The organism is Acidithiobacillus ferrivorans (genome assembly GCF_016250455.1).
Classification (GTDB): Bacteria; Pseudomonadota; Gammaproteobacteria; order Acidithiobacillales; family Acidithiobacillaceae; genus Acidithiobacillus; species Acidithiobacillus ferrivorans.
In genome coordinates, this window is the sequence record NZ_CP059488.1 from 1,715,164 (window position 1) to 1,735,947 (window position 20,784).

The 20,784-nt window shown below is 55.0% G+C and carries 15 protein-coding genes and 2 tRNA genes; 6 read left to right on the forward strand and 11 right to left on the reverse strand.

Features of this window, described 5'->3' with window-relative positions; genetic code table 11:
- Positions 1–6 precede the first annotated feature (6 nt).
- From H2515_RS08580 to H2515_RS08600, 5 genes are all read left to right on the forward strand, one after another.
- Positions 7–3,087, forward strand: coding sequence for an efflux RND transporter permease subunit (locus H2515_RS08580; RefSeq protein WP_065413527.1), 3,081 nt, complete (start codon positions 7–9; stop codon positions 3,085–3,087).
- A gap of 202 nt (positions 3,088–3,289) precedes the next feature.
- Positions 3,290–4,153, forward strand: a complete 864-nt coding sequence (gene folD, locus H2515_RS08585) for a bifunctional methylenetetrahydrofolate dehydrogenase/methenyltetrahydrofolate cyclohydrolase FolD (RefSeq protein WP_065413528.1) — start codon at positions 3,290–3,292, stop codon at positions 4,151–4,153.
- Positions 4,150–6,255 carry a polyphosphate kinase 1 gene (gene ppk1 / locus H2515_RS08590; RefSeq protein ID WP_065413529.1) on the forward strand — a complete coding sequence of 702 codons (2,106 nt, stop codon included), beginning with the start codon at positions 4,150–4,152 and terminating at the stop codon, positions 6,253–6,255. Before folD ends, ppk1 begins: the two co-directional genes overlap by 4 nt.
- A 12-nt stretch (positions 6,256–6,267) precedes the next feature.
- A complete protein-coding gene (locus H2515_RS08595) occupies positions 6,268–6,906 on the forward strand; it encodes a ParA family protein (RefSeq protein ID WP_065413530.1) in 639 nt (212 codons plus the stop codon).
- Complete coding sequence (locus H2515_RS08600; RefSeq protein WP_198659845.1) at positions 6,890–8,359, forward strand: CYTH and CHAD domain-containing protein; 1,470 nt, start codon at positions 6,890–6,892, stop codon at positions 8,357–8,359. The genes H2515_RS08595 and H2515_RS08600 overlap by 17 nt, the downstream gene beginning before the upstream one ends.
- 12 nt (positions 8,360–8,371) lie before the next feature.
- Here the strand turns inward: H2515_RS08600 and H2515_RS08605 are convergent, their stop codons facing one another.
- The 4 genes from H2515_RS08605 to lexA all read right to left on the reverse strand — a co-directional run bounded on the left by H2515_RS08605 (position 8,372) and on the right by lexA (position 13,037).
- On the reverse strand, positions 8,372–8,713 hold the full coding sequence (locus H2515_RS08605) for a hypothetical protein (protein ID WP_035192455.1): 342 nt from the start codon (positions 8,711–8,713) through the stop codon (positions 8,372–8,374).
- A 31-nt stretch (positions 8,714–8,744) separates the two neighbouring features.
- On the reverse strand, positions 8,745–11,366 hold the full coding sequence (gene pepN / locus H2515_RS08610) for an aminopeptidase N (protein WP_232821305.1): 2,622 nt from the start codon (positions 11,364–11,366) through the stop codon (positions 8,745–8,747).
- A gap of 2 nt (positions 11,367–11,368) precedes the next feature.
- Complete coding sequence (gene dsbG, locus H2515_RS08615; RefSeq protein WP_198659846.1) at positions 11,369–12,220, reverse strand: thiol:disulfide interchange protein DsbG; 852 nt, start codon at positions 12,218–12,220, stop codon at positions 11,369–11,371.
- A 196-nt stretch (positions 12,221–12,416) separates the two neighbouring features.
- Positions 12,417–13,037 (reverse strand): transcriptional repressor LexA, encoded by a 621-nt coding sequence (gene lexA / locus H2515_RS08620; protein WP_035192457.1) that lies wholly within the window; start codon positions 13,035–13,037, stop codon positions 12,417–12,419.
- Between the two features lie 326 nt (positions 13,038–13,363).
- Here lexA and H2515_RS08625 point away from each other — a divergent pair, with 326 nt between their 5' ends.
- Positions 13,364–13,807 (forward strand): DUF2147 domain-containing protein, encoded by a 444-nt coding sequence (locus H2515_RS08625; RefSeq protein WP_035192459.1) that lies wholly within the window; start codon positions 13,364–13,366, stop codon positions 13,805–13,807.
- 57 nt (positions 13,808–13,864) lie between these two features.
- Here the strand turns inward: H2515_RS08625 and H2515_RS08630 are convergent, their stop codons facing one another.
- The 7 genes from H2515_RS08630 to clpP form a co-directional block, all read right to left on the reverse strand.
- Positions 13,865–15,433, reverse strand: coding sequence for a SurA N-terminal domain-containing protein (locus H2515_RS08630; RefSeq protein WP_198659847.1), 1,569 nt, complete (start codon positions 15,431–15,433; stop codon positions 13,865–13,867).
- 162 nt (positions 15,434–15,595) lie between these two features.
- Positions 15,596–15,672, reverse strand: a tRNA-Asp gene (locus H2515_RS08635).
- Positions 15,673–15,683: 11 nt separating this feature from the next.
- A tRNA-Val gene (locus H2515_RS08640) sits at positions 15,684–15,759 on the reverse strand.
- Positions 15,760–15,771: 12 nt separating this feature from the next.
- Positions 15,772–16,044, reverse strand: coding sequence for an HU family DNA-binding protein (locus H2515_RS08645; protein ID WP_014028811.1), 273 nt, complete (start codon positions 16,042–16,044; stop codon positions 15,772–15,774).
- A gap of 243 nt (positions 16,045–16,287) precedes the next feature.
- Positions 16,288–18,720, reverse strand: a complete 2,433-nt coding sequence (lon, locus tag H2515_RS08650; RefSeq protein WP_035192463.1) for an endopeptidase La — start codon at positions 18,718–18,720, stop codon at positions 16,288–16,290.
- Between the two features lie 87 nt (positions 18,721–18,807).
- Positions 18,808–20,079 carry an ATP-dependent Clp protease ATP-binding subunit ClpX gene (gene clpX / locus H2515_RS08655; RefSeq protein WP_198659848.1) on the reverse strand — a complete coding sequence of 424 codons (1,272 nt, stop codon included), beginning with the start codon at positions 20,077–20,079 and terminating at the stop codon, positions 18,808–18,810.
- A gap of 18 nt (positions 20,080–20,097) precedes the next feature.
- A complete protein-coding gene (gene clpP, locus H2515_RS08660; RefSeq protein WP_198659849.1) occupies positions 20,098–20,742 on the reverse strand; it encodes an ATP-dependent Clp endopeptidase proteolytic subunit ClpP in 645 nt (214 codons plus the stop codon).
- Positions 20,743–20,784 lie beyond the last annotated feature (42 nt).

Sequence of the window (20,784 nt, forward strand, 5' to 3'; positions counted from 1 at the left end):
TAAAACATGACTTTCACCGATATTTTTGTGCGCCGCCCGGTTCTGGCCACCGCCCTAAGCCTCGTCATTTTCCTGCTGGGTCTGCATGCCTATTCGATGATGCCGGTCCGTGAATATCCAGCCTTGGTGAACACGGTCATTTCCATAAAAACCGCGTATCCCGGCGCCAGCCCAAATACCGTACAAGGCTTCATCACCGCGCGCCTGGAAAAAGTGATCGCCAGCGCACCGGATATAGACTACATGACCGCCAACAGTTCGGACGGTTCTTCAACCATCACCGTGTACATGAAGTTGAATTACAGCCCCAATGCGGCGCTCGCCAACATCCAATCGAAAGTGCAGCAGGTAACGGATCAGTTACCGGCGGGCAGTCAACTACCCGTCATCAGCGTCACGAACGGCCACCTGACAGATCTGCTGTACGTCGCCTTCTACAGCCAAGAACTCAGTCAGCAGCAAATTACCGACTATCTGCTGCGTGTGGCGCAACCGCGACTGGCCTCGGTACCGGGAGTAGGCGAAGCGCAGATACTGCCACCAGGCGCCGGCAACGGGAATACCTACGCGATGCGGGTGTGGTTGAATCCGCAGAAAATGGCGGCCTTGGGCATTACCGCCGCGCAGGTTTCACAAGCATTAGCCGCGAACGATTTCATTTCCGCTGTCGGACAAACGCGGGGAAAGACGGTACAAAACACCATCGTCGCGACCACCAATCTGCATAATGTGGGTGAATTCCGCAATCTGGTGCTGCGCCAGTCTGGCAACACCCTGATCCGTCTCAAAGATGTAGCCAAAGTCGAACTCGGTGCACAGGATTACACCTCGCAGGCCTTTTTTGATGGCAAACCAGCGGCATTCATCGGTATTCAGGAGGCGCCTTCGGCCAACTCTCTGAATGTGGCTTCCGGGGTAAAAGCATCGTTGGCACAACTGACCAAAAGTCTGCCACCCGGAGTGCATATGGCCATTCCTTATGACGCCAGCACTTTCATCAAGGCTTCTATCGATGAAGTCGTCATGACCATTGGAATTACCCTTGCCGTGGTGGTGCTGGTCATTTTCCTCTTCCTGGGTTCTTTCCGTGCGGTACTCATACCCGCGATCGCCATCCCCCTGTCTATAGTGGGCGCCGGCCTGATCACCTGGTTCATGGGCTTCACCATCAACCTGCTGACCCTATTGGCAGTGGTTTTGGCCATCGGACTGGTGGTGGACGACGCCATTATCATCGTAGAGAACGTACACCGGCATATTGATGAAGGGAAAACGCCTTTTGAAGCAGCTTTAATGACCGGACGGGAGCTGGGAGGGCCGATCATCGTCATGTCCACCACGCTCATCGCCGTATTCGCCCCCATCGGCTTTATGGGGGGGCTGACGGGCAGTTTGTTTGGTGAATTCGCGTTTACGCTGGTGGCTACGGTTTTAGTGTCCATGATCGTAGCGCTCACGTTATCGCCGATGCTCTCCAGCAAGATATTACGCCCGACCAGGGAACATGGCTTTGAATACTTTATCGAGCAACGCTTCACTGGTCTGCGCGATTTCTACGACCGTATCTTAGGTAGCACACTGAATTATGTGCCGGTCACCATGCTCTTTGCCGTGGTAGTGTTCGGGAGTATCTACTTTTTGTTTAGCACCTCAAAATCCGAATTGGCGCCAGCGGAAGATCAGGGCATCATTTTTAATGCTGGCACGGGCGGCCCAACCATTACGCCGGATCGGCTGGCCAATGATGGACAACAGGTTCTAAAGGTGTTGAATAAATATCCTGAAACCAGGGCAACCTTCATGGTCACCGGCATATCGGTAGGCAGCGGCGGCGGCTCCAACAGCCTGTTCGCTGGCATGAACCTGACGAATTGGGACAAACGTTCCACGACGGCGATGCAGTTGCAACCACAAACCCAGCGCGCCCTGCAAAGTGTCCCGGGTCTCCAAGTGGCCTCCTTTTTACCGCCGTCCCTGCCCGGTTCGGCAGGCGGTCTGCCGGTGCAATTTGTGCTGCAGAGCCCGGGCAGCTACGGCAAAATCGATCAGGTGGCTGGCCAGCTGATCGCAGAAGCTTACAAAAGCGGTTTGTTTTTCTATGTCACCAAGGACTTGCGTATCGACAATCCTGAGATCGTGTTGAAGATCAATCGGAATATGGCCGCCACCCTTGGGCTGACCATGGCGAACATCGCCCAGGATCTGCAGCCCCTCTTGGGCGGCAACTATGTTAACCGTTTCGATATGGAAGGCCGTAGCTACAAGGTCATTCCCCAGGTCCCGGATCATTTCCGCCTCGATCCAGCCGCCTTGAAGCGATATTACATCGCCACCGGCAGCGGTCAGATGGTGCCCTTATCTGCCGTAGTTTCTATTGAAACCAAGGTCGAGCCGCAATACTTGCCACAGTTCCAGCAACTCAACTCGACGACCATCCAGGCGGTACCCAAGCCTGGCGTTACCCTGGGCGAGTCTTTACGGTTCTTCAAGGCTGCGGCAGAAAAAATCATGCCCAAGGATTTTTCTCTGAACTATGCGAGCCAATCCCGTGAATACATGCAAGAGTCGGGGGCATTGCTGACCACCTTTGCACTGGCCATTATCCTGATTTATTTGTTGCTGGCCGCACAGTTCGAGAGTTTCCGCGACCCGCTGATCGTGCTGATCACGGTACCCATGTCCATCAGTGGTGCGTTGATTTTCATCAGCCTGGGGCTGGCCTCCATCAACATCTATACGGAATTAGGGCTGATTACACTGATTGGTCTGATCGCGAAGCAAGGTATCCTTATTGTGCAGTTCGCCAACGAGATTCAGAAGAAAGAAGGACTCAACAAGCGAGCAGCCGTGCAGAAGGCCTCCAGCATTCGTTTGCGTCCCATCCTCATGACTACGGGGGCGATGGTGCTGGGCGTTCTGCCCTTGCTGCTGGCGGGCGGACCCGGCTCGGTCAGTCGCTTCCAGATGGGCCTGGTGATCTTTACCGGCTTGGGTATCGGCGCTTTCTTCTCGCTCTTCGTGGTGCCGGCCATGTATATGCTCGTCGCCAAGGATTTACGCGCGCCCCGGAACACCCAGGAAGCCTGACGGAAGTAGGCTCTTTGGCGCAATGGATCTGGCTGGGATGCTGATTGGGATCCCGGCTTTTTTCGCTTGACAAGACGGAGAGTGGCCAGAAGAATACTGGCAAATACTGCCAGGTTGACTGGTTCGCTATTCGCACACAGGTAAATTTTTTCATGGGTCATAAATTCTTCCTGAGCATTGAGACCTTAGCAAAGAGGTCCTGGTGACTGCGCAACGCATTGATGGCAAATCCATAGCCAAAAAAATACAGGCGGAGGTCACCCATCGCAGTCAAGCTTTTCTCCAGCGTCATGGACGCTCCCCTGGCCTTGCGGTAGTGCTGGTCGGGGCCGATCCGGCGTCGCAAGTCTATGTGCAAAAAAAACGCGATGCCTGTGCTTCCGTAGGTATCAGTTCTTTTTCTGCCAATCTTCCTGCAGACAGCACGCCACAGCATCTCCTGGCTCACATTGCCGAATTAAACGCCAATAATGCTGTGGATGGCATCCTGGTGCAGTTGCCCCTGCCCCCACATTTTGATCCTGAAGAAATCATTGAGGCCATTGCTGTCGACAAGGATGTCGATGGCTTTCACCCCTACAATGTCGGCCGCCTTGCGCTGCGCGCGCCGCTGCTGCGCTCCTGTACGCCAGCCGGTATCATGACATTGCTTCAGGAAACCGGTATAGAGGTCAGGGGGAAAGAAGCGGTGATTGTCGGCGCATCCAATATTGTCGGACGGCCCATGGCGCTGGAACTCCTCCTGGCCGGGGCGACGGTGACCGTCTGCCACCGCTTCACCCGCGATCTTGCGGCCCATGTGGGGCGCGCCGAACTGCTCGTCGCGGCGGCCGGCAAACCGGGACTGATACCTGGGGAGTGGGTTCGTGAAGGAGCCGTGGTCATTGATGTAGGCATTAATCGTCTTCCGGATGGGCGGCTGACCGGTGATGTAGACTTTGCTGGTGCGGAGCAACGTGCGGCGTGGATCACGCCAGTCCCTGGCGGGGTCGGCCCCATGACGGTAGCCACACTCTTACAGAATACCCTGATTGCGGCAGAACAACGCATGGGGATACGCACATGAATGAGGCACCTGCCCCGCAAAAAGCTGATGCGGCGCCCTCTCTGGACAATCCCGATCTCTATTTCAACCGCGACCTCAGCATTCTCGAATTTAACCGGCGGGTACTCGCGTTGGCAGATGATCCACATGTACCCCTGCTGGAGCGTTTACGTTTTCTGACCATCGTTTCCAACAATCTGGACGAATTTTTTGAAGTACGCATGGCAGGGCTTCTGCAACGGCGCAAATTTGGTGCCGGTCCTTCGGGGCCGGATATGCTCGGACCCAATCTCGAAATTGAAGCCGTAGCCAAAATGGCCCACGAAATTATCTCTGCGCAATATCGCTGCCTGAACCAACGACTGCTACCGGCACTGGCCAAAGAGGGTATCCGTCTGTTGCGTCGGCGCGAATGGCAGGCCGCGCAAAGACGCTGGATCAGCAGCTATTTTCAGAGTGAAGTCCTACCCCTGCTCACCCCCTTGAGCCTTGACCCAGCCCACCCCTTTCCCAAGGTACAGAACAAAGGACTGAATTTTGCCATCGCCCTGGAGGGCCAGGATGCTTATGGGCGACATAGTCCCATCGCCATCGTGCAGGCACCGCGGATACTGTCACGTATCATCCAGATTCCAACGCACCTGGCCGGTCCGCATGATTTCGTGTTTCTTTCTTCTATCATTCACGAGCATGTGCAAACCCTCTTTCCGGGCCTGACGATACAGGGTTTTTATCAATTCCGGGTAACCCGTAATAGTGAACTCTTCGTGGACGAAGAAGAGGTGGACAACCTCCTCGATGCGCTCGCTGATGAACTACCGATGCGCCCTTTTGGTGAGGCGGTACGGCTGGAAGTCGCCAGCAACTGTCCGCGCGAGGTGATCGACTACCTCTTGAAGCATTTTGAGCTTGGTGAGGATAATCTGTACTCGCTGCTGGGTCCCGTGAATCTGTCACGGCTGGCCGCCATCATCGACATGGTTCCTCGCCACGATCTGCTCTTCCCGCCCTTTGTACCCGGCCTACCCTCAGTCTGTACGCGACCGGAGAATATATTTGCCCAACTCCGCGAGGCACCCATTCTCCTCCATCACCCTTACCAGAGCTTCAATCCGGTGCTGGATTTTCTCCGCCAAGCGGCCAGTGATCCGCAAGTCATTGGTATCAAACAGACGTTATATCGCACTACCCCAGACTCTCCCATCATCGATGCGCTGATAGAAGCAGCGATGGCGGGCAAACAGGTCACTGCCGTGGTCGAACTCAAGGCCCGCTTTGACGAAGCCAATAACATCCGGATGGCGGAGCGCCTGGAAGAGGTGGGTGTACAGGTGGTATACGGCGTGGTCAACCACAAGGTACATGCCAAGATGATCCTGGTCCTACGCCGTGAGGAGGACGGGATTCGCCTCTACGGGCATCTGGGTACTGGCAATTATCATCCCCGTAATGCGCGGATTTATACCGATCTTAGCCTGCTCACCACACATCCTGACGTCACGGCCGACATGAACGATCTGTTCATGCATATCACCGGCATGGGTAAGGCACCGCAACTGCGTTGCCTGCTGCAAAGTCCCTTTACCATGTTCAGCGGGATACGTGATGCCATTGAGGCAGAGACCCGGCTCGGCGTGAAAGGCCGCATCATCGCACGGGTGAATGCGCTGGTCGAACCAGACCTGATTCGCGCCCTGTACCGGGCCTCCCAGGCCGGGGTGGAAATCGACCTGGTGGTACGCGGCGCCTGTGCCTTACGTCCCGGCATACCCGGTGTCTCTGAATGTATCCGGGTGCGTTCCATTGTCGGTCGTTTTCTCGAACACAGCCGTGTCTACTACTTCGGGAATGACGGGCATCCCAAGCTTTGGATGTCGAGTGCCGACTGGATGGGACGCAATCTCTTTCGCCGCCTGGAAGTCGCGGTACCCATTCTCGATCCCGACTTGCGCGCACGCATACTCAAAGAAACCCTTCAGCTGTACCTGGAAGATGACTGTAACGCTTGGGCCATGCGTGCCGATGGTACTTATGATTTTCTGCGTAAAACCCCAGATGCCGCCTGCAAATCGGCTCAGGACCGTTTATTGGAACACTACAATAGGAGTAGCCACCATGCGTGACAAGGTTTCGTCGTGATCCGGGTGCTGGTGCTCAACAGCAAAGGAGGTGCCGGAAAGACGACAGTTGCCACCAACCTCGCCAGTTTTCTGGCACTACGCGGTTCGGTACTGCTCGCTGACCTGGATCCACAGCACTCGTCCAGCTCCTGGGCCGAGCGGCGGTCGGAGCACCTGCCAAAGCTGTCCATCATTGTCGATGCTGATCGGGATTTCCGTGATTATCCAACGAGCGATTTCGTCGTCTTTGATGCCCCTGCTGGCCTGAAAAAAGGGCGCCTGGAAGACATGCTGGATGAGGTGGAGGTGCTGTTGGTACCCATCGGTCCCTCCTCTTTCGATATGGACGCCAGCCGTCTTTTCCTGGAAAAACTGGATGAGATTAAACGCTTTCGCAAGGGTAAGGTGCGCATGGGCGTTATTGCCAACCGCGTGAATGCGCGTACCAAGGGCGGACAGCATCTGCAACTATTTCTGGCAGATTTGCAGTTGCCGGTGGTGGCCACCCTGCGCGATAACCAACTCTATGTGCGGGCCGCGCAACTGGGCGCGGGCATAGCGGATTTGCGGATGGCAGAAACCCGCGCTGAATTGCCGCAATGGGCGCAGATCCTGCGCTTTGTAACGGAGGGGAAACGTGGAACAAGAGCTTAAACTGCAGATACTCGATCCGTCCCCTGCCGCCTGGGAAAAAATCAGCCAACATCCTCTGCTCGCACTGGGTACGATCTCCCCTTTGCAGCTTCACGCTCTCTATTATGATAGCCGTGATGGCGCCTTGCAGCGCGCCCGGCTAGCCTACCGTGTACGTCGAGAAGGAAAAGAGTGGGTGGCCACTCTCAAGGCCGAAGGCCAATCCGCTGGCGGACTGCATCAGCGCCCCGAATGGAACGTCACCGTCTTCTCCTCCGAAGCTGATCTCCGGGTGTTTACTGACTCGGATGCTGTAGCATTACTGGCACCCTTTTTGGATTTGGCCTTGCAAATCATTCTCGAAACCCGTTTTGAACGGCTGGAGAGTCGGGTGGATCGCGTGGACGGCAGCCAGATTCTGGTCGCACTGGATCGCGGAGAAATCGTTGCCAACGGCTTACGTGAACCTATTCTCGAAGTAGAGCTGGAATTGGCAACAGGAGAGGCTGCCGCGGTATTGGAGATGGGCGCAGAACTGTGCCTCGCTCTGCCGCTGTTGCCCGATGGGGAAAGCAAGATGTTTCGGGGCTTGCGTCTAGCCGGGCTGATACCGACCGATGCCGGTGTGATGCGCTACCAAACACCACCGCTACGCCGCCACGAAAATGCCGGAAAAGCATTCAGCCGCCTGCTGATCCAACAAAGTCAACAAGCGATTAGCGAAGCCAGGCAGCATTCGACCGATAATAGCACGCAGACCTTACATCAGTTGCGCAAAACCGTCCGCAGCCTGCGCGCGCTGCTGCGCTTCTGCCGGGCTCTGGATGCTGACAACCGTCTCGGTAATGCCCGTCAGGAATTGGCTGACTGGTTTCATCAGCAAAATATACGCCGTGATCATGAAGTACTCGCCATGTATTGGGAAGCGTTGGCCACGGATACGGGCACCGAAGTGATTCCGCTGCGTAGTTGGCTGATAGTGCAAGCCGAAGCAACACCTGCCCATCTCGGCCAGTGCGCCGCCGCGATTCTGAAGCTTTGGGCACGGCTGCTGCGTGCAACGCTATACAGTGATCAGGATCTACAGCACTACGCAGAAATGCATTTGCGGCGTCAGGATCGCCAATTAATGGCGGCGGGAGACGCAGCCAAGACCGCCGCCAGTTTTCATGTCTTGCGCATACGCATCAAGAACTGGCGCTATGTGATTCTCGCGCTGGGCGATATCTGGCCCAGCAAAGATAGTAAAACACTGCTCAAACTGCTGTCCGCCCTCCAGGAAATCTCTGGTGCTGTCCATGACGCCGAGATGGCAGGACAGCATCTGGCGGGACTAGCCACCAGCCGCAAGCACGGACTCGCTTTCAGTGCGGGAATGCTGATGGGCTATCTCCATGCCCGGGAGAGTCGACAACGCAAAAAATTCTCCCGGTATTGGGAGCGCCTGGAGAACGCCCCACGGCCGTGGGGCTGATTCCATCAGCACTTAATCCAAACCCTCGCGCTTGCGTTCGGTCATATGCGCAATCAAGGCAATTTCGTGGGCTAGGCAATACTGCGCTTCCGTCACCTCCCACTCGCGCGCCTGCTCCAGATCATAGGTGTCCGTGTCGCAGACCTGCTCCAGTTGCTGGCAGTTCAGGTTCTCACTCAAGAAACCCGCCACCGCGGCAATCTGATCATTACCCAGAACGCTGACCGCCTCGCCAAGCGTGAGATTGGTCTTGCCACTTAACTGTTCCGCAACGGCGATTGTCGCTGCATCCAGGCTTTCTTCGTTTTTCAGCATGAGCGCTCTAGCGAGGGCGCGTTGACGATCTATAGCCATCCTTTCAGTCTCCTTGTGTTTTTTAATATATTCAATATTTAGTGGGATAAGAGCGCTGTATGACTTCTGCTAGGTCGCGGGAAAGCTTAGGCTTACCCGCCAGCATTTTCAAGGCTTCGCCCATAGCCTGCTGGCGTGGAGCATCATAACGCTGCCAACGGCTCAGGGGTGTTGCCAGACGCGCCGCTGTCTGTGGATTAAGATCGTCAAGACGACAGAGTTGCTCCGCGTAAAAGGCATACCCCGAACCATCCGCTGCATGGAAAACCGTGGGATTAGCGGCAAAACCACCGAGCACTGCACGTACCCGGTTAGGTACCCGCCAATCAAAGGCAGGATGCACGAGCAAATGCTCTACCTGACGCAGGGTTTCCGGGCGTGGTGCGGCTGCCTGTATCGCAAACCATTTGTCGATTACCAGCGGATATGCATGCCACTTTCGGTAAAAGTCGAGCAGGATATCCTCGGCATCATGGTGGCGATGTTGTACCAGCAACTGAAAAGCGGCCAAGCGGTCCGTCATGTTATCGGCCTGAGCATATTGCTGACGGGCATGCAGGGTCATCTCCTCGTGACCGTCATGGTCGCTGGCAATCAGATAACTCAGGGCCAGGTTACGCAGACGCCGGCGACCGATAGACAAAGCGTCGCGCTGATAAGCCGCGGCAAGATCATGATACAACCCGACCCACTCAGGCACGAACTGCGTGCCGATGCTGCACATCAAGCTATCGCGCGCGTGATGAATCGCCTCGACGGCGATCACTGGCATCTGCTCGCCGATATATTCCTCGCTGGGGAGAGAAAGCAATTCGGCACGGAAGGCCGGGTCTATCTGCGCATCCCCTAAAGTCGCCGCGACAGCATGCCGCAGAGCGCCTGGCAGCGAGGCAACCGAGGCATCAGCCACGGCGGCGAGCAAGGCTTTTACCGCAAGATCCTGGATACTCTCCCAACGATTGAAGGGATCATCATCGTGGCCGGCCAAAAAACTACGGGCATCGTCATCCAACGGACTTTCGAGGCGAACCGGTGCCGAGAAGCCACGCAAAAGGGAGGGGGTCACTGGATCAGGCAGGTTGTCAAAAGTCCACGACTGTTCAGTCTGCTCCATTAAAAGTATCCGTTCACGGTCAGCTCCGCCCAGAAGGACCCGTTGCCCCTGGGTGTTGAACAGCGCCATACGCACGGGGATCGGCACCGGCTCTTTAACGGGCTGCCCGGGTGTTGCCGGGGTTTCCTGATGCAGAGTGAGGTTATAGCTGTGCCGGGCCGGATCATAGCTACCGGTCGCGCGCAGGATCGGTGTTCCCGCCTGGCTATACCAGCGACGAAAACCGGAGAGATCGCGCTGGTTGGCATCCTCCATGGCGGCGATAAAGTCTTCAATGGTAACCGCATGACCATCGTGTCGCTGAAAATAGAGATCCATGCCCTGGCGAAACTGTGCTTTACCCAACAGCGTGTGGATCATCCGCACCAGTTCGGCGCCTTTTTCGTAGACCGTCGCCGTGTAGAAATTATTGATTTCGGAATAGGCATCGGGCCGCACCGGATGCGCAAGGGGACCGGCATCCTCCGGGAACTGGGCAGCGCGCAAACGGCGCACATCGCCGATGCGCTGAACACCGCGGGAATTCTGATCGGCACTGAACTCCTGATCACGAAACACCGTCAGGCCTTCCTTGAGACTCAACTGAAACCAGTCACGCAAAGTCACCCGATTGCCGGTCCAGTTGTGGAAATATTCATGGGCAATGACTGACTCAATACCCTGATAGTCGTTGTCCGTAGCGGTTTCCGGGCTGGCGAGCACATATTTAGCATTAAAAATGTTGAGGCCTTTATTTTCCATCGCGCCCATATTGAAGCTGTCGGTAGCAACAATCATGTAGCGGTCCAGATCGTATTCCCGACCGTAGACCGTCTCATCCCAGCGCATGGCGCGCTTGAGGCTGTCCATGGCCTGGGCGCAAGCGCCGGTGTCACGTTCGGCCACATAGATTTCCAGCATCACGTCCCGGCCGGAAGCGGTACGGTATTGATCGCGGATCACCGCCAGATCACCAGCAACCATGGCGAAGAGGTATGCCGGTTTGGGATAGGGGTCTTCCCAGCGGGCCCAGTGCCAGCCGTCCTCCTCGTCACCCGTGGCCATACAATTGCCGTTGGCGAGCAGCACCGGGCAATTTTTTTGTGGGGCGTGCAGAGTGACCGTGAAGCGGGCGAGGCAATCAGGACGATCCAGGGTGTAGGTAATGCGCCGGAAACCCTCCGCTTCACATTGGGTCAAGAATTGCCCGCCCGCATGATAGAGGCCGGAAAGCGTGGAGTTGGCCGCAGGATGTATACGTACTCTGCTCTCCAGAACGAAAGATTCCGGGGGATTCAGTAGCACCAACCCCGCGTCAGTCAGTCGATATTCATGCTCTGCCAGTGTCCGGCCATCCCGCTGGAGGCTCAATAGCTCCAGGGACTCGCCGTCCAGATGCAATTCGCTAACCGGCGCTGGAGCCGTGCATTGAAAATGGAGGCGGGCAGACACCTCAGTATTTTCCGGGTCCAAACGCAGATCAAGAGCGATTTCAGAGACCTGATAACCAGGTACTTTGTAGTCACCACGCTGAATCACGACTGCGTTTGTCCCGGACATAGTCACTTCTGGCATGCTCCATTTTGCAGGTTACCGAGGTGTGCAACCAAATCTTTGAGGCTTTCTTTTTTCAAACCATGTACCAGGGTGGCCGCACCTTTTTGATCGCAGTAGATCAGGGTGGGGGTAGCCATTTCACCGCTCTCAGCGAGCAGCTTGGTATTATTTTTTACTGCGCTAATGGTGGCTGTGCCAGGATTTTGAGCAGGCTGAATACCCCCCTCTTCCGTTCCCACATTAAAGCTATTTTCGTTTTCCATCAGAGCCATAGCAGGGTCCTTGGCAGCGAGAATGGCAGCGGCTTTGGGGCCACTGCTCTTTTTGAGGAACGCCACCACCACATAACGCACCCTGAGCTTGCCAGCGTCAATCAGTGGCTTAGCCTGTTCATAAAACTTGTGGCAGAAAATGCAATCAGGATCAATAAAAGCGATCATCTCAGGCCCGCTGGTGCCCAGCACAAAGCTGTCGGTATGCGCCGCCTTCGCGGCCATGGTCGCAGGACTTGTCGGCTTGGGAATCAAACCAAGCTTCAGCATCGCCGCGTGCGCTTCGTCCGTGCCTTGCGTATTCAGGACTGGGCCGGCAACCAGATATTTGCCATCCGCAGTGGCAAAGGCAATGGTCGGATGTCCTTCCAGAGTCACTTCGATCCCGGTTAACCCACCGGGACCGGGGAACACCTTCTCAGCCTTGGCCCGCCCATGGGTCACGGATTCCAGCAAGCTTTCCGCAGCGCTAAGGCTGACTTCCGTTCCCGTGTGGGGCACTACCGCAAAACGGTCCACGACGGCGCCGGTGAGGCCGCCGATGATAAAAAGGGCCACGGCCAACGCGATGGATTTTTTTTCCATGAATGGATACTGTCCTTATGTCTTGGTGAGAGGTAATGACGATATGCTGGGATTCTAAACCGGTGTCCGTAGTAAAAGCCAGACGACCCCATCAATCAAAGCCGCCCTGAATCAGTAGAGGCCCCATATCCAGGCATCGATTCCCGCCAGAAAACTACCACCAAAGCACGCTTGCCGGCTCCATGCGCGGATGAATTCATAGCTTGGCTCCGATGCGCAAAAGTCCGACCACAATACCCTCGATCATCAGGTTATCACGCCGCAAATCTACCGAAATGGGCAAGAAATCGGGGTTTTCCGGCAGCAGCCAGACCTGATCACCATCCCGCTTCCAGCGTTTGACCGTCACCTCACCGTTGACCCGGGCGACCACCATCTGGCCATTCTGAAGCGTAAGCGCCGCCTCGTGACGAACGGCGAGAATATCGCCATCAAGAACACCGGCGTCACGCATACTCATCCCCTGCACCCGCAACAGATAATCAGCCCCTGGCGAAAATAGCCGGGGATCGACGGGCAACGACCCCTCCCGGAACTCATCAGCCAGCATGGGTTGTCCGGCCGCCACCCGCCCGATCAGTGGCAGGCCGATTTCCTCTGCCGCGCTCGCACAGAGACGGATACCCCTGGCGGTACCACTTTGCAGCAAAATATAGCCCTTGCGCGCCAGCACCCGCAGATGACTCTCGGCAGCATTGGGCGAACGGAAGGCAAAAGCGCGCATCAACTCAGCACGGGTGGGCGGCAGACTGTCTTCTGCCATGCGGGCACGAATCCAGGCGAGAATCTCGGCCTGTCGGAGGGTGAGTTCGTCCATGCGCATCTCCTGAGGGCCAGCGGGTTACTACCATTTAGCAACGACTGTATTTTTATACAGTTTCGCTACGGAATGCAAGCAGGGTGATTCAGGAGAGTGCCGCTCCTCAATTCTGTCTGTAGCTTGGCAGCCAAGCGCGTCCATATCCATCACCCAAAAAGGTGGACTGAACACGTTTTATGAATCGGGCAGAATTTATTATTATAACAAGTTATATCAACTAGTTATATAGTATCATCCAGCCCGTTTGATTAACAACTTCTACTTTGTTAAAATTTTGCAACAACTATCTACAGCAAGATATACAAGGCTGAAAGGTTAACCAAATGAAACCTCTTTTAACTGCTTCCTGCATCCTTATCGGGCTGTTTCTGGGGAGTACCGGCATTGCTTTCGCAAGTACGCGCAGTGGCGGTATTGTTGGCCTGTGGCAAACCGCAGGTGGCAACGGTTATATCCGTATTTATGAGAAAAATGGCGCACTATTCGGGCAAAGCGTCGGGCACTTGCAAGACACTGTGCAGCAGGCCCGTGCCAAGGGCCAGCCACAAATTCTGGCCAACTTCGTACCAAAGCGTCCGGGGGAATGGTCACAGGGTCGCATTTACGACCCAAACAACAACACTTATTTTCATGGCACGCTGACGGCCTTAGATCCCCATGAACTTAAAGTATACGGCTATATCGGCTTTTCATGGCTCGGTGGTAACACTATCTGGACCCGGGTTCCGAGCAAATTGAAGCATCAACATGGAGATTCACACTTATAGAAAATTTCCAGGCAGCCGTTGTTTAGACAACCGGGCATCCGTACCAAAGCGCATTGATCAATGAGAGATCTGGGCCAACTGCGCGTCATTGATCTTCACTTTAGCATGCTCCCACAAGTCCTTCAGGTAAGCTGTCGACAGCAAACGGCCTCTTTGTTCCTCCAGAGATGCGCGAATTTGCGCCGCCACTTTGGGGTTTATCGCCGCTGCCGAGGGTGCGGTCACACGGGTGATCGCAAAAATCTGGTAGCCTGACGACGTCTTCACCATATCCATGGAGGGGATTCCGTCCACGGGTGCGGGTATTGTGAAAGCAGCCGCTAACGCCGCATTATCCAGCCCCTGTCCATTACGCCGGGTTATATCGAGATATGCGTGCAGCGGATAGGCACCGCTATCGGTCAGCACATTCATATCTTTTGCTTGCCGTGCCGCCGCCAGCAGCGCTTGTGCCTTGTTTTTAGCAAGTTCTTGCGCCCTCTCCGAGGTTAACTTTGCAGTAATGGTTCCAGCAACAGCACTCAAGGGTTGCGCGCTTCCCGGCGTATAATGGAGCAAATGCACAGCCAGTAAATCACCATTCGCCAACCTGAGCGCTGTGCTATTTTTACCGGCAAGCACCGCCTTACTGAAGGCAAGGTCGAGTGCCCTGGCGTCGGCAAAAGGCCCCTGAGTGGGTACCTTTCCCGCTGTGAGCATACCACTCTCTTGAATCTTCAGATTATAGGCTTTGGCGACCGCAGCCAAACCGTCAGGGCTACTAAACAGGCGATCCTTAAAGTTTTCCACCTGAGCCTGGAAGGCATTTTCCGCCTGCCTATTAAAAGGTGCCGCGCTCTGCCCGGCCGCTACCGCGGAAACATTGCTGACTGGGTTCGTCGACGACAACCGCTTGCCGACAAAATCCTTCGGCCCCAGCACGACATATTGTACTTGCAGCTGCGCGGGTAACTGGAATTGATCGACGTTGGCATGATAGTAATCGGCCACTTCGGCACTGGTGGGCTTGGCTGCAGCCGCGAAGTCAGCATCCTGGATATCTACCGCACTGACATCGCGGTACTCCTGAGACCAGGCCCAAACCTGGGTTGCCTCAGCATTCGAGGCCGTAGCAATGGCCTGGGGAATCACTTGCAACTGCTCCAGACGCATACTTTCGCGCAGCATGCCTTCAAACTGTGCTGGTGTCATTCCGTTAGCTGCCAGCAATTTCTGATAATGACTTTTAGAAAAAACACCCTTCTCTTGAAAGGCCGGAATGGATTCAACTTTTTTTGCCAACTCTGTATTGGGCACCCGCAACCCCAGGCGCCGCGCCTCCGCACCTATAAGCATGTTGTCAATCAATCCATTAAGCACATCCAGCCCAAAGCTTTTATCCTCCGCCATCTTCGCTGCGGTTGCTGCACCAAAAACATGACTATAACGTGCCTGAGCATCCTTCATACGCTTCTGAAATACGGTATCGCTGATCTTCTGGCCGTCCACCGTCGCTACGGTCGATGAACTTGAACTCCCCGAGAATAAATAACCACTTACACCCCAGAGCACGAAAGATAATGCGATTAAGATCATGAGTATTTTGGCTACCCAAGATTGACCGAAATTCCGAAATGCATCCATCATAAGCACATCTCCACAAAGCTATAGTACCAAGGTAAAGCTGCCTGTATTTAGCGCTCTACCAGCAAGGAATGTTTCTAAAATCCATAATGGCCACCCCAGTGCCGCATTATACAAAAAACAGGCACAAAAAAAGGCGCCCCACAAGGGTCGCCTTACTCGCATTGGCGGGGCGGACGGGGCTCGAACCCGCGACCTCCGGCGTGACAGGCCGGCATTCTAACCAACTGAACTACCACCCCAATAAAATTTGTGGTGGGCGGTGAGGGGCTCGAACCCCCGACATTCGGCGTGTAAAGCCGACGCTCTACCAACTGAGCTAACCGCCCAAACCAGACGCGCTAGTTTACTGCATCACGCAGTGCTTTACCAGCCTTAAATTTAGGCGTGCGACTTGCGGCAATCATGATTTCTGCACCAGTGGCGGGATTACGACCTTTGCGTGCCTCACGGCTGGAAACAAGGAAGGAACCGAAACCAACCAGAGTCACCTGATCACCCGCCTTCAGCGCCTCTGTAATTACCTTGACTGCCGCATCCAGCGTGTGGCCAGCGGCAGCACGAGTCACGCCGGCTTCTTCTGCAATCTTCTCGATCAACTCCGACTTATTCATATTTCTTTCTCCTGTTATGGACTCGGTTACTAGGTATAACTGCGCATCAACTCTATCCAGAAAACGTTATAGCAGGGTAAAAAAAGGCTTGTCAAGAAAGTGCATAAAATGGCCGGAATCGCAGATCAAGACCGGCCTTCACCAATGAAACATCCTTGTCGAGAATGCACGACATAAATACCGCCCTATTTCACGTCTCTCCAGGTAACTAAACTTTTTTGAGGCGGCTTTCACGTCACATCCTTAATGTGCCATTGCCTTGTCCTCTGGAGACTCTTGAACAGCCACTACGCCAACCAACGGCTCCCCATTGTCGGGTGGCAGCGGTGTCGGCGAAGACTCCAGCGCAATGGCCAGAACCTCATCAATCCACCGAACCGGTTTAATGGTCAGTGCATCACGCACATTTTTGGGAATTTCCTGCAGATCTTTTTCATTCTCTGCCGGAATCAGGACCGTGCTGATACCGCCGCGATGCGCTGCCAGCAACTTCTCCTTTAATCCACCGATGGGCAAAACCTCACCGCGCAGGGTAATTTCCCCGGTCATGGCGACCGTGGCATGCACCGGAATATTAGTCAGTGCCGATACCAAGGCAGTGGCCATGCCAATACCGGCACTTGGCCCGTCTTTAGGCGTGGCACCTTCCGGCACATGGATATGCACGTCACGGTTCTGGTAAAAGTCTGCGGGAATACCCAGAGCCCGCGACCGGGCACGCACCACGCTCATGGCGGCCTGGATAGATTCTTGCATCACATCACCCAGTTTTCCGGTAATGAGCAACTTGCCGCGGCCAGGCACGACTACCGCCTCAATACTGAGCAACTCACCACCAACCTCTGTCCAAGCCAGACCAGTGACCTCACCAATACGGTTTTCCTTCTCCGCCTTGCCGAAGTCGAAGCGACGTACCCCGAGATATTTCTCCAAATTACGATCCGAGACCTGCACCCGCGTGCGCTTTTTGTCGAGCAGAAGTTCTTTCACTACCTTACGACAGATACGAGCGAGTTCCCGCTCCAGATTACGCACACCGGCTTCCCGGGTGTAATAACGAATGATATCCCGGATGACTGTTTGTGAAAGCTGCATCTCCCCATCCAGAAGCCCGGCCTTTTCTATCTGCTTGGGCAGGAGATACTTGGTGGCGATGTGGGTCTTTTCGTCTTCTGTATATCCGGAAATCCGAATCACCTCCATACGATCCATCAACGCTGCCGGAATATTGAGCGTGTTCGCCGTCGTGACGAACATCACCTCAGAAAGGTTGAAATCCACTTCCAGGTAATGGTCGTTGAAAGTTGCATTCTGCTCGGGATCCAGCACTTCCAGGAGAGCGGAAGCCGGGTCACCCCGGAAATCCATCGCCATCTTATCCACTTCATCCAGCAGCATCAGTGGATTGCGCGTACCAATTTTGGCCAGACTCTGGACAATCTTACCCGGCAGAGCGCCAATATAGGTACGCCGATGCCCGCGAATTTCCGCTTCATCGCGCACGCCACCCAAGGACATCCGCACGAATTTACGTCCGGTCGCCGCCGCGATAGAGCGCCCCAAACTGGTCTTCCCCACGCCAGGCGGGCCTACCAAACACAAGATCGGACCACGGCTGTTGCCGACCCGTTCCTGTACGGCAAGATATTCGAGAATACGTTCCTTGACGTCTTCCAGGCCATAATGATCGGCGTCGAGAATGGCCTTGGCGCGTTTAAGGTCCTTGGTGATTTTGCTGCGCTTGCGCCACGGCACCCCCACCAGCCAGTCGATGTAGTTACGTACCACCGTCGCCTCTGCGGACATAGGACTCATCATCCGCAGCTTTTTCAGCTCGCCATCGGCCTTGGCCCTCACATCTTTAGGCATTCCTGCCTTGTCGATTTTACGCGTCAGCTCATCTAGCTCACCACCACCCTCTTCCGACAGATCACCCAGCTCTTTCTGAATAGCCTTCATCTGCTCATTCAGATAATACTCGCGCTGACTCTTCTCCATCTGCCGCTTGACGCGGCCGCGGATGCGCTTTTCTACCTGCAGCAGGTCAATTTCAGACTCCATCATGCCCAGCAGATGCTCCAACCGGGCGCGCGTATCCGCCTTCTCCAGAATTTCTTGCTTTTCTTCGAGTTTGAGACCGAGATGCGCCGCTACAGTATCTGCCAGCCGTGCCGGATCATCCATGCTCGCCAATGTAGACAAAATCTCCGGGGGAATTTTCTTGTTCAGCTTGACGTAGGACTCAAACTGAGCGCTGACCGAACGCATAAGCGCTTCCAGCTCACGATCGTTTGCCGCACCACTGGCAACGATCTGCACCTGAGCGCGCAAGAATTCTTCAGCCGGCAGGAAGGAAACAATTTTAGCCCGGTCCGTACCTTCGACCAGCACCTTAACCGTACCATCGGGAAGTTTGAGTAACTGTAGAATCGTCGCCAGCGTGCCGATCCGATAAATATTTTCCGGCTGAGGATCATCGTCCGCGGCATTTTTTTGTGATACCAGCAGAATCTGTTTTTCGCCGGACATCGCCTCTTCCAGGGCGCGAATCGACTTCGTCCGCCCCACAAAAAGAGGGATAACCATAAACGGAAATACCACAACATCGCGCAGAGGCAACACCGGTACCATCTGTGCTTCATCTTCCACGAGGAGACTTTTATCGATTTGGGTCACGGTCTACTCCAACAGTAGGTGATTACTACCAATAACGATGCAGATGGGGTCGTCAATAGCGCTTTTCAATGACAACCTTCCTCTACTTCAGGCCGGATGAGATATATCCACCTTGGCAGCATCATCGTAAACCAGTAGCGGCTTGGTGCCGCTTTCCACCACGGCGGCATCCACTACCACTTTCTTCACGCCACTCATAGAGGGCAATTCGTACATGGTATCCAGCAGAATCTGTTCAAGAATGGAGCGCAAACCGCGTGCTCCGGTCTTGCGGGTCAGTGCCTTTTTGGCAATGGCCCGCACCGCCTCAGTGCGGAACTCCAGGGTCACGCCCTCCAGAGCGAAGAGCTTCTGGTACTGCTTCACCAAAGCATTCTTCGGCTCGGTGAGGATGGAAACCAGTGCTTCTTCATCCAGTTCCTCCAGCAGCGCCAGAATAGGTAAACGCCCGACAAACTCGGGAATCAACCCGTAGCGCACCAGATCTTCGGGCTCCAGATTCTGCATCAGTAATGCGGCGGTCGCTTCTTTATCGCGGCGCTTGAGGGGCGCATTGAAGCCCATACCACCCTTCTCCAGACGCGCAGAGACGGACTTCTCCAAACCCGCAAAAGCACCACCACAGATGAAGAGGATATGCCGCGTGTCCACCTGCAAGAACTCCTGCTGCGGGTGCTTGCGGCCGCCTTGTGGCGGAACCGAGGCCACCGTCCCTTCAATCAGCTTGAGTAACGCCTGTTGCACACCTTCACCAGAAACATCGCGGGTGATAGAGGGGTTCTCGGACTTACGAGTGATTTTGTCGATCTCATCAATGTAGACGATGCCGGTCTGCGCCTTTTCTACATCGTAATCGCATTTCTGCAACAATTTCTGGATGATGTTTTCGACATCCTCACCCACATAACCCGCTTCCGTCAGCGTCGTAGCATCGGCCATGGCAAAGGGCACATTCAGGAGGCGCGCCAGAGTCTGCGCCAGCAAGGTCTTACCCGAACCGGTGGGGCCGATGAGCAGAATATTACTCTTGTCCAGTTCTACCTCATTGGCCTTGCCACCATGTTCCAGACGCTTGTAATGATTGTAAACCGCCACGGACAAAACCTTTTTGGCAACGTCCTGACCGATGACGTAATCGTCCAGCGTTTTGCGGATTTCCATGGGCTTGGGCAGTTTGTCCTGACCCTCGCTGTGGTCGTCCAGTATCTCGTCCTTGACGATGTCATTGCACAACTCAATGCATTCATCACAGATAAATACCGAAGGACCGGCAATCAGCTTGCGGACTTCATGCTGGCTTTTGCCACAGAATGAACAATAGAGCGTCTTTTCACCACTCCCCTCATGCTTTCCAGCCATAGCTGTTCTCCTGCCTGTTCAGGCGGTCTCGTTTTCACCGTGACGGGCAATCACGGCATCCACAAGATGGTAGGTTTTGGCCTCTTCGGCCGACATGAAAAAGTCTCTGTCGAGATCCTGCTCAATGCGTTCACGGCTCTGTCCGGTATGATGGACCAGAATATCATTGAGCCGCTCACGAATACGCAGGATTTCTTTCGTATGAATCTCGATATCATGCGCCTGCCCCTGAAAACCACCAGAGGGCTGATGCAACATGATCCGTGCGTTAGGCAGCGCGTAACGCTTGCCTTCGGCACCAGCGGCCAGTAATACCGCGCCCATGCTTGCCGCCTGACCGATACAGAGCGTGCTGACCTTCGGACGGATGAATTGCATCGTGTCGTAAATCGCCATGCCCGCAGTGACAGAGCCACCCGGGCTGTTGATGTAAAGCTCGATGTCTTTATCCGGATTTTCTGCTGTCAGAAAAAGTAACTGAGCGACGACCAGGTTGGCCATCATATCTTCTACCTGCCCCACCATGAAAATCACCCGCTCTTTGAGCAGCCGCGAGTAAATATCATAGGATCGTTCGCCGCGTCCGGTCTGCTCGACCACGATGGGCACATACCCCAGGCCCTGTACGGCGGGAGCCAGCCGGTCTCCTGTCTGTTTCCACATAATCCATGCTCCTGTCTGTTGACATTGTCCAGCAACGGACAT

Bases quoted from the DNA above. Each gene is read 5' to 3' on its own strand.
- clpP (WP_198659849.1), bottom strand. From the start codon at position 20,742: ATGTGGAAACAGACAGGAGACCGGCTGGCTCCCGCCGTACAGGGCCTG.
- H2515_RS08625 (WP_035192459.1), top strand. From the start codon at position 13,364: ATGAAACCTCTTTTAACTGCTTCCTGCATCCTTATCGGGCTGTTTCTG.
- H2515_RS08605 (WP_035192455.1), bottom strand. From the start codon at position 8,713: ATGGCTATAGATCGTCAACGCGCCCTCGCTAGAGCGCTCATGCTGAAA.
- H2515_RS08630 (WP_198659847.1), bottom strand. From the start codon at position 15,433: ATGATGGATGCATTTCGGAATTTCGGTCAATCTTGGGTAGCCAAAATA.
- H2515_RS08645 (WP_014028811.1), bottom strand. From the start codon at position 16,044: ATGAATAAGTCGGAGTTGATCGAGAAGATTGCAGAAGAAGCCGGCGTG.
- H2515_RS08580 (WP_065413527.1), top strand. From the start codon at position 7: ATGACTTTCACCGATATTTTTGTGCGCCGCCCGGTTCTGGCCACCGCC.
- clpX (WP_198659848.1), bottom strand. From the start codon at position 20,079: ATGGCTGGAAAGCATGAGGGGAGTGGTGAAAAGACGCTCTATTGTTCA.
- dsbG (WP_198659846.1), bottom strand. From the start codon at position 12,220: ATGGAAAAAAAATCCATCGCGTTGGCCGTGGCCCTTTTTATCATCGGC.
- ppk1 (WP_065413529.1), top strand. From the start codon at position 4,150: ATGAATGAGGCACCTGCCCCGCAAAAAGCTGATGCGGCGCCCTCTCTG.
- lexA (WP_035192457.1), bottom strand. From the start codon at position 13,037: ATGGACGAACTCACCCTCCGACAGGCCGAGATTCTCGCCTGGATTCGT.
- pepN (WP_232821305.1), bottom strand. From the start codon at position 11,366: ATGTCCGGGACAAACGCAGTCGTGATTCAGCGTGGTGACTACAAAGTA.